The organism is Bradyrhizobium uaiense, assembly GCF_010811875.1.
Taxonomy (GTDB): Bacteria; Pseudomonadota; Alphaproteobacteria; order Rhizobiales; family Xanthobacteraceae; genus Bradyrhizobium; species Bradyrhizobium uaiense.
Genome location: NZ_VKHP01000341.1, coordinates 1 through 8,434, shown reverse-complemented (window position 1 = coordinate 8,434; position 8,434 = coordinate 1). Strand labels below are relative to the sequence as shown.

6 protein-coding genes and 5 pseudogenes are annotated in these 8,434 nt (G+C 60.2%); 7 read left to right on the top strand and 4 right to left on the bottom strand.

Annotation, left to right across the window (positions count from 1 at the left end):
- Nucleotides 1-327: 327 nt before the first annotated feature.
- A pseudogene (locus FNJ47_RS42850) lies at nucleotides 328-922 on the top strand (IS256 family transposase); the annotation flags it as partial.
- A 302-nt stretch (nucleotides 923-1,224) separates the two neighbouring features.
- Here FNJ47_RS42850 and FNJ47_RS42845 read toward each other — a convergent pair.
- On the bottom strand, nucleotides 1,225-2,442 hold the full coding sequence (locus tag FNJ47_RS42845; protein WP_347341796.1) for an IS110 family RNA-guided transposase: 1,218 nt from the start codon (nucleotides 2,440-2,442) through the stop codon (nucleotides 1,225-1,227).
- A gap of 264 nt (nucleotides 2,443-2,706) precedes the next feature.
- On the opposite strand from FNJ47_RS42845, the pseudogene FNJ47_RS42840 reads away from it, so the two are divergent.
- Nucleotides 2,707-2,949: pseudogene (locus FNJ47_RS42840) on the top strand (IS256 family transposase); the annotation flags it as partial.
- 379 nt (nucleotides 2,950-3,328) lie between these two features.
- Here FNJ47_RS42840 and FNJ47_RS42835 read toward each other — a convergent pair.
- Nucleotides 3,329-4,234 carry a hypothetical protein gene (locus tag FNJ47_RS42835; RefSeq protein ID WP_163162396.1) on the bottom strand — a complete coding sequence of 302 codons (906 nt, stop codon included), beginning with the start codon at nucleotides 4,232-4,234 and terminating at the stop codon, nucleotides 3,329-3,331.
- A gap of 273 nt (nucleotides 4,235-4,507) precedes the next feature.
- Between FNJ47_RS42835 and FNJ47_RS54905 the strand changes: the two are divergent.
- Nucleotides 4,508-4,585 (top strand): annotated as a pseudogene (locus FNJ47_RS54905) (plasmid stabilization protein); the annotation flags it as partial.
- A 90-nt stretch (nucleotides 4,586-4,675) separates the two neighbouring features.
- Here FNJ47_RS54905 and FNJ47_RS42830 read toward each other — a convergent pair.
- A complete protein-coding gene (locus FNJ47_RS42830) occupies nucleotides 4,676-4,822 on the bottom strand; it encodes a hypothetical protein (RefSeq protein WP_163162395.1) in 147 nt (48 codons plus the stop codon).
- 407 nt (nucleotides 4,823-5,229) lie between these two features.
- On the opposite strand from FNJ47_RS42830, the gene FNJ47_RS42825 reads away from it, so the two are divergent.
- The 3 genes from FNJ47_RS42825 to FNJ47_RS42820 all read left to right on the top strand — a co-directional run bounded on the left by FNJ47_RS42825 (nucleotide 5,230) and on the right by FNJ47_RS42820 (nucleotide 7,715).
- Nucleotides 5,230-6,075, top strand: a complete 846-nt coding sequence (locus tag FNJ47_RS42825; protein WP_236000487.1) for a PDDEXK nuclease domain-containing protein — start codon at nucleotides 5,230-5,232, stop codon at nucleotides 6,073-6,075.
- 52 nt (nucleotides 6,076-6,127) lie between these two features.
- Complete coding sequence (locus FNJ47_RS52010; RefSeq protein ID WP_236000484.1) at nucleotides 6,128-6,526, top strand: hypothetical protein; 399 nt, start codon at nucleotides 6,128-6,130, stop codon at nucleotides 6,524-6,526.
- 904 nt (nucleotides 6,527-7,430) lie between these two features.
- Nucleotides 7,431-7,715, top strand: coding sequence for a DUF3892 domain-containing protein (locus FNJ47_RS42820; protein ID WP_163162394.1), 285 nt, complete (start codon nucleotides 7,431-7,433; stop codon nucleotides 7,713-7,715).
- A gap of 29 nt (nucleotides 7,716-7,744) precedes the next feature.
- Here FNJ47_RS42820 and FNJ47_RS52005 read toward each other — a convergent pair.
- Nucleotides 7,745-8,080, bottom strand: a pseudogene (locus FNJ47_RS52005) (IS256 family transposase); the annotation flags it as partial.
- Between the two features lie 16 nt (nucleotides 8,081-8,096).
- Here FNJ47_RS52005 and FNJ47_RS42815 point away from each other — a divergent pair.
- Nucleotides 8,097-8,309, top strand: a pseudogene (locus FNJ47_RS42815) (molybdopterin cofactor-binding domain-containing protein); the annotation flags it as partial.
- Nucleotides 8,310-8,434 lie beyond the last annotated feature (125 nt).

Here is an 8,434-nt window from a genome sequence, read left to right as displayed (position 1 = left end):
CAAATTCGATCGCGACGATGCGACGGCGGCTCGAACATGGGCTGGTCCGAATGCTGTCGAGATGTCCTTGTTGTGCGATCAAGTTCGACCACTACACAGATCATCGTTTGTGACGCAGTAAGACTAGAGCTCGTCGGCGACATTCCCGTATCCAAATTTCTCTAAGTCCACGGTTCGTGCTTTCGATTGTTATTTGTCAGTCATGTCAGACATCTTAGAAGTCGCCTGCGATGAAGCTGGCCATACGGGACCTGACCTTCTTCAGAAGGATCAGCGGATGTTTGCTTTCGGCTCCGTCGCAATTAGCGACGCCGAAGCTTTCGAGATTGGCTCGACGAACACACCGCGTGGCAGAAGCGCGATCTGTCGGCCAAGCGCTACGTCTACATCTGGGCCGATGGCATCCATCTCCAGGCGCGCCACGAAGACGAAAAGCAGTGCATCCTGGTGCTGATCGGCGCGACGCCGGAGGGCCGCAAGGAACTGGTCGGCTTCACCGATGGCGCCCGTGAGAGCGCGCACGACTGGCGCGATCTGCTGCTCGATCTGAAGCGGCGCGGGCTCGAGGTGTCGCCGCGGTTGACCATCGCTGACGGCGCGCTCGGGTTCTGGAAGGCCGCCGGCGAGGTCTGGCCGAAAACGCGCGAGCAGCGTTGCTGGGTGCATAAGACCGCGAACGTGCTCGCCAAATTGCCGAAGAGCCAGCAGCCCAAAGCCAAACGCGCGTTGCAGGAGATCTGGATGGCCGAAACCAAGGCCGCCGCCGAACTGGCGTTCGACGCGTTCGTGGAGAGCTACGCGCTGAAATACGCGAAGGCGGCGGACTGCCTGAGCCAGGATCGAGACGCGCTACGCGTTCTACGACTTCCCGGCCGAGCATTGGAAACACCTGCGGACGACGCATGAGATGGACAAGCGATTTCTTCAAGACCGAGACGACGACTGCGAAAATCGCTGTAAGTCCATTCTTTTGTTCGGTCGCGCTGCGGGTCATTCTTCCGTCCCGGCCACCGATCACTCAGCCGCCGCGCGCAGGGGCGGTCAAGGCTGGCCGCATTTGCGGCCACCGCAAGGCTTGGCCTTGACCGGCCCGAGCACGGCGGCACGCTGCGTGGAACGGGACTGGCCCGGCTGGAAGTTGCCGTCAACTGCGATTATGTTTGTTGGGCGCGGGCGACCTCGTGGCGAAGCGTGACGCGTCGGCTGCAAGCGTCACCGGACTGCCTATCTTGTCTTGCCGGACTGAGGCGCCCGCGCGCCGGTTTTTGGCCGCCGCGCTTTCCATCGCGACATGAACCGTTCGTAGCTTCGCTCCGCCTGGGCGGCAATCGACATCTCGTGGTCGCGCAGCGCCTTGATGTTGTAGGCATAGGCTGGTCCACGCCGGTTGCCTTTCTGTTGCGGATGTCCGGCTTGAAGTTGCATCGCGCGGGTCTTGTTGGCGACCAGCGCTGGGCGGGCCCACAGGCAATCTTCGCCCCTCGTCAACAAATGCCAGCAGAGCACAGTGAGCTTCCGAGCCACGGCGACCGCGGCGATCTGATGGCCACGCCGCGCACGGATGCGCACGAAAAAAGCATGCAGTGGACCGGGCGACTTGGCCGCTGCCCAGGCCGCCTCAACCAGCATGGCGCGCGCGTGACTGCGGCCGATCTTGCTGATGCGACCGTGATGGGCGACTCCCAGTCCCGACTGCCGCACCCGCGGGTTCAGCCCGAAATAGCTCACCAGCTTCTGCGGGCTGCTGAACCGGCTGATGTCGCCGATCGCCGCCACGATACCAGCGGCGACTGCCACATTCACGCCGGTGATTGTCATCAATCTGTTGACCGCGGAATCGTTGATTGCGTCTTGTGCGATCTCGCGATCGAGCAGGGCCAGGTCTTCCGCCAGCCGGTCAAGCTCACGAACGTGCCGATCGATGGCTGCTCGCTCATCGTCCGGCAACTGTTGAGCGGTCAACCACGCCCGGCCGCGGGCGTTGAAAAGATCGGCATGCGGGCACTTCGGGATCAGGTGCGCGTGCAGGATCGAATGCACCTCGTTCTTGAGCCGCGTGCGATGCCGCACGACCTGGTAGCGCCGCGCCACCAGCCTGCGCTTGCGTTCGGTCTCCGCATCAGGCGTCCAGATCTGCGGCAGATAGCCCGCTGCCTGCAGGCTGGCGAGTGTGCCAGCGTCGATCTTGTCAGTCTTGACGTGCGCCTGAGCGATCGCCTTCACCTGCAACGGATTGGCGATAATCACCCGCCTCACGAATGGCGCCAGCACCCGCGACACCGCCATGCTGTTGCCTGTCGCCTCGATCACCACTTCATCGGTCGACCGCAGACTCTTGCCCAACCCTTCAAGGCCGGTCCGGGTCATATCGACCCGACCGGCATGTCGTAGGATGCCGTCTTCCCAGATTACCACCTCGCCGAAGGTTCGGTGAACATCAATACCAATCACGCGTCGCATCCGCGTCTCCCTTCCGTTGGTTATGACGGGAGCTGCGGGCGACACGACAACTACGGATTCGCGCTCTCAGCGCAACCGGGCGAGTCGCAGAGGCGGCCAGCTACTAACACGAGCTCTCGGCTCATCGTGTGCATCGGCCTGCCCGCACCTTCGTGCTCCCGGTGCCTCTGTCCCGATGGTCGCACCATACGCCACGATGTAGAACACCGCAGCGGAACGTTGGCACCGAGAAATCTCATACCGGTTACCAATCCCATTGAAAGCACCTTCGCCACCGTGCGCCACCGCACGATCCGATCGAAGGGCTGCCTGTCCAACAGGACTGCGCTCGCAATGGTCTTCAAATTGCTCGAGGGCGCACAGAAAAGCTGGCGACGGCTCGACGGACACAACCAGTTGCCAAAACTCGTTCTCGGTGTGACATTCAACGACGGGATCGAGGTCATCGCCAAGCCGACTGACCGTCAGCCCATAGCCGCCGCCGCCTGACCGCCCGGTCGTCACCAAAATTTGGCGATAGCTCGGAGGAACCGGCTCGCGTCTGGTCGGTCAACCATGGCGACGACATAACTGATCTATTGAAGCTTGCTATCCTCTTTGAATGCAGCCGATCGAAGCCATCCCCCTGCTGCAGCCATTTGAGTTCTAAGCAAACGCGGACGTCGCATGTCGACAGCAAGTGATCGAGGGCCAAAGCCCGTTGAGAGCAAGCGCGTTGGCCGTTCCTTGTTGCTGACCCCACGCCGATTGACGTGTGGTCGTCGCTCTGCACATTGGGGTGATGATCGGCACGGTGGTGACGACACCGGACTTGTGCTGCCGCTGCTACTGCTGGTCATGAGGCTCGCCAACGACACGCCCCCTGGAGTCATCCTCTTGTTCCTGGATTCCTGTACGGATTCGGTTCGCTAGCGGTCCGATAGTCATCCAGATTCCCGCCCAGAAACAGCACCTCGCGCTCTTCAGTTGGGGTATCGCTCACCCACGCCAGATTGGGTTCATCATTCTCAGTTCCGTCCTCTAGAATCCTGACGATCTCTTCGGACGTCCAAGTGGCGGCCCTTGGTACCGTATAGGTGTGCAACTCATTCGCGTTTTCTGCAATTGCTTTCGCGCCATACTCGTTGGCGTCGTCCGGCGAAAGGAGAAGCCGTGAGGCGTCCTCGGACAGTGATACAAAAGGAGAAAAATTGGTATCCCCCCTCATGTGCTCTGCAGCCGCGCGTCCCAGATCGAGTTGTTGCCCTCCCCAAATATTCCAGGGGGCAGCGTCGGAACGCACGGACGCCATGGCACGCAAGTGGTCCATGGCGCTCTGACCGTCCAACACGCGTGGCTTGCAATCGCTGGCGTCGTTTTGAAAGCGCTGCAGCTCCGCGTACGACGATGCCACCACGTCGTCGAAAACGCGGTTGCGATCGACACTGCCGGGACGCCCGCTTGCTGCTGACCACTGTGCTGATTGTTGCTCAGCCAGTTCGATCTCGTTTCTGAGCGCCCCAAGGTTCGCACAGGTCAGCGTTGCGGCGAGCTGAGCCCGCATTCTGACAAAGGATGAGGCTGCGCACCGTTCGTCCCCCTGGATAGCGCCAGCTCTGATATTGCCTTCCGTTTCAGGCGGAGGTGATCCAGCCTCGGGTGAATCTGATGTCCGAGGGGGCGGCTGGGTCTCTCTAAGCCGCTGCTCAAAGTCCGCTTGCCCCGGCTGTTCCTGTTGCGGCTCGACTTGGTACGTCCGGGCGGTTGATGGGTTGACGTTGTTAAGCGGGTCCATTCATCCTCCGTTTGGCGAATCTGATCAGCTAACCTCGGACCTATCGGGGTCAGATATCCCCGTCTCCTGCCAGGGTTAGCTTTCAAGAACCTGACCGTCTCAGGAGAATTCACAGCCGATTTTGCGCGCGGAGCGACAATTGCCGCGGGGGCTACGAAGCCACATCCTGGTCGGCCTTGCGAAGGGCCGCGAGCCTATGGCTGCAACGCGGCGTGACCGAGGATATCGCCAGAGAAGCTGCCCGATCGCTGCGTGGACGCGTTTTGATCATGTGCACGCGCCGTTGGGCTCGACACGGCTCAGGTCGGGTCGAAGCCAACCGTCGATAATTATCTTGGCCGCGTCACGAAGCTGGTCGCCCCGCTCAAGATAGGGGCACCTCATGACCGTTCCTGTCAGCGCCCCGCAACCGAGCAGGCGCTTCGCGCAGCCATGCAGCGCCTACTGTCCGGGTCTGCGGATGACCTCGACAGCCACGAACCGTCCATTCGAGGAGACCTCCGAGGTGAAGCTCTCATCGAGGCTGTACTGGACCGATTCGGAATAGAGCGTCGGGTAGGTGACATCGAGGCCGTGGCTCGTCAGCATATCGAAAACCTTGTTATACTATTTTTGATCGTTGGCCGTTGCGACAGGATATCGCATCACGCGGATTTGCGACGGCCTGCTATACCAAGTCACCGAAGTTAAGTTCGATGAGCTCATTCGCTACACGGCGAAGGTCGAGCAGTTGGGTCGATCTAACGGCGAGTGCAATGGGCATAGCCGATCGCAGCCGCTAGCGGCGAAGGACGGCCTCAACCCACAAAGTCACCTTTTGACGTTATTGGCACCCACGATGGCGAAGCTGCGCAAGTGCAGCAACGTCCTCTGAGCCTAGTGGGGCTCGATGCGCTGGCCGAGGTGATCGTGCTTGCACTCGCTTGGGAATCGTCAGTCGATCGCACATCCCGCGTGAGGTGGTGTCAATCGGCTTGCAAATTTTGCAGGGCCGAATGACAGTCAGCGATCTTAAGCGGAAGATTGCGGAAGCGCGGCATCGCGCCGGTCTTTCGGTGAACCGTGAGCTGATCCTGCTCTACTGGAACATTGGACGCGATATCCTCGCGCGGCGGGAACGCGAGGGATGGGGTGCCAAGATCATCGATCGTCTAGCCGACGACCTTGGCCGAGCTTTCCCCGAGACGACCGGGCTGTCGGCCCGAAACCTGAAGTATATGCGCACCTTCGCGGAGGCGTGGCCGGATGGCGAATTTGTGCAACAGGTTGTTGCACTATTGCCTTGGGGTCATAACGTTCGGTTGCTTGACGCAGTCAAGGCGCCTAAGGAACGCGTTTGGTACGCTCGGCAGGCGATTGAACACGGATGGAGCCGCAACGTCCTCATCCATCAGATCGATAGCAACCTGTTCGCGCGTCAAGGTAGCGCGCTCACAAACTTTTCTTGGACCCTGCCTGCCGAGCAATCCGAGCTCGCCCAGCAGATCCTGAAAGACCCCTACACCTTCGACTTTCTGTCGCTTGGCCCCGAGATGCTCGAGCGCGATCTGGAACGCGGGCTGATCGAGCACCTTCGGTCGCTCATCCTCGAACTCGGCAAGGGCTTCGCTTTCGTCGGCAGCCAGTATCATCTCGAGGTCGCCGGCCAGGACTACTATCTTGACCTACTCTTTTATCACCTTCGGCTACGTTGCTTCGTGGTGATCGAACTGAAGATAGAAGACTTCAAGCCTGAATTCGCAGGGAAGATGAATTTTTACCTCTCTGCCGTCGACGACCAACTCCGGCACCGGGACGATCAGCCGACTATTGGCATTATCCTCTGTAAGGGCCGTATGTAAGGGCCGTAACGAGCTGATTGTCGAATATGCCCTACGCGACACGAGCAAGCCGATGGGCGTCGCGCAATATCGGCTTTCGCCGGCGCTGCCGCCCCAGCTTCAGCAAGACCTGCCGACTGTGGAGGAGTTCGCTCGCGAATTTCCGCTCATGTCTGTCGTCAAGATGCGCATGGAGATCGAGAGGGCCCTGCGCAACTTCATGGGCGACCACGGCTTTGCTTCGACTCGACCGACCAGCCTCGGCGACATGCTGCGCGAATTGCATCGTCGCGGCCTCGCCCCCGCCAGCACCGCGCAGCTTCTGGACTCCCTGCGGGTCATGAACGAAGCCGCGCATGGTATGGACGTCGACCCGGCGACCGCGCAGCGAGCCGTGGATGCCGGCACGGCTTTTCTGGCGGAGCTTCGAAACATGCGTGGAAACGACTCCCTTGACCGCGAAATATCATGATCTAGGACCTGTTCCTTCGCCGTTACCCTCAGCAGATCTATTGGGGCGATCGGCCGGCAGCCGAGATTCGTCAACTCTTCGTGCAGGTCGCGCACATCGTCTTCATCGACCGTGTTGAACCTTTCCGGTCAAATGCTGACTTCTTCAAGCGCGCGCACGACGCACTCGCGCGCGAAAGAGGGCGCGACGTCTCCACGACGCGCCCTGCTGGGACGCGGTCTGCGGCGAATTCCTGACCGAGACCTACGATCCGTGGAACGACCGGCACGGGACCGCAGACACCTATTTGAAAATGCGTCTCCGCGTCGTTGAGGTTCTTTTCCGGTTCGCGTAAGAGCGCGCTTCCAAACTCGGCCGCGCTACACCGAACGCGATTATGTCTTTTATGGCTAACCCGCACATGGCTGCAGCGCCGGGGCGAGTCGCCATCCGCCGGGAAATAAGCGGCTCATTCTCCCTGGGCTCGTAGAGAAGAATCTTGTAGACAGTGACCTTAGTCATCCCCACGTCACTCTGGATGCCCTCTGAAATTAGCGGCGATCCACCTCAGCGCAATTGCAACAGCGCGAGCGCGACTCGGCGTCGGTGTATTGCGTAGCCCGACGCTGTCCCTACCGCGCCCGCGCTGCCAGTGAAGTTAGCAGCGATGTGACTCGGCGCCGCCATACCGAAGAAGCGCTGTCCCAATCACGGGCCGCACACTTTGGTGTCCAGCCTTACAGACCATAACAGCAGGGCTGACCACCGCGCGCCCCCGGTGACGGTAAGCCTGGGGCGTTGCCAAGTTGTATCGCGGAGAAGGACTGCACCGCACCTACCTGGATTGGTGGCAGCCGAATCCAACCATTGGTCTATGCTGGCCCTTCAGGACTTGCAGATTTAGGAGAGATTAGGAGAGACGAGAATGGCTAAACGCGCACGCATTCGCTACGTCAACAAGACGGACAGAAAGAACCCTCACGAAAGAATCACACATGTTGGGGGAGCTAACCCCGACGGGACGCCGTGGAAGCGATCCATCGATCGGGCTATCAAAGATATCGAGAGCGACGAATGGGAGTTCTATGTCGAAGAAAACGGCCGCAGGGTTGATGTGGTGTGGGCCACGCACGATGGGCACAAGTACATCAAGACGACGGCGGACGACATTCAACCCAACAATCTTCTTCTGCTCGCTAACTGTCCGTGATCTTCAACAACAGAGGCATCTACAGCGAGCTACGTTTGAATTTGGGTGACGAGCCCGATCAGGCGGCGAGGTTCGGGCATAGAGGTGACCTCGATGCCGTCAGTGAATCTGACACCTGCGATGACCCTCGGCGGGTGATTTGCGCCGTTGAGCCGACGTCAAGTCTTCGATGCGGCACCGATCAATTTGAAGACCATCAGTCTGGTGGTGTTCGGTGAGAGCGCTCCCTTGCTATGCACCGTTCGGTGCCGCGCACCGTGGCGAACACCTTTCGATCGGGTTCGAGGTGTGCAAATGACCCCAATACTCGCCGGGAAGTCTACGAACGACAGCAGCGCGTCACGATCCTTCCGCCGGCACGCTGAGCGAGATCATCGCTGCCCGATGATCGACGAGGGGCAGGTCCATGGCGGCCTTGCCCAGGGCATCGGGCAGTCCCTGCTCGAGCATGCGGTCTATGACTCGAACGGCCAGCCGGTGACGGCCTCCTTCATGGATTACACCATGCCGCGCGCCGATGACCTGCCGTCGTTCAAGCTCAGCCACACCACGACGCTGTGCCCGCGCAATCCGCTCGGCATCAAGGGCTGCGGCTAATACCAATCCTCAAATTGATCGACCGATGTAGGCCCAATCGCGGAGCGCGATTGACATGATCTGCCACGGCTGATCGATGAGAGTGTTCCAAGCGTAACAGCAGTGATCGACGATGTTGTCAT

Excerpts from the sequence above, each read along its gene's own strand:
- FNJ47_RS42830 (WP_163162395.1), bottom strand. The coding sequence starts at position 4,822 with ATGCTGACGAGCCACGGCCTCGATGTCACCTACCCGACGCTCTATTCC.
- FNJ47_RS42820 (WP_163162394.1), top strand. The coding sequence starts at position 7,431 with ATGGCTAAACGCGCACGCATTCGCTACGTCAACAAGACGGACAGAAAG.
- FNJ47_RS42825 (WP_236000487.1), top strand. The coding sequence starts at position 5,230 with ATGACAGTCAGCGATCTTAAGCGGAAGATTGCGGAAGCGCGGCATCGC.
- FNJ47_RS42835 (WP_163162396.1), bottom strand. The coding sequence starts at position 4,234 with ATGGACCCGCTTAACAACGTCAACCCATCAACCGCCCGGACGTACCAA.
- FNJ47_RS52010 (WP_236000484.1), top strand. The coding sequence starts at position 6,128 with ATGGGCGTCGCGCAATATCGGCTTTCGCCGGCGCTGCCGCCCCAGCTT.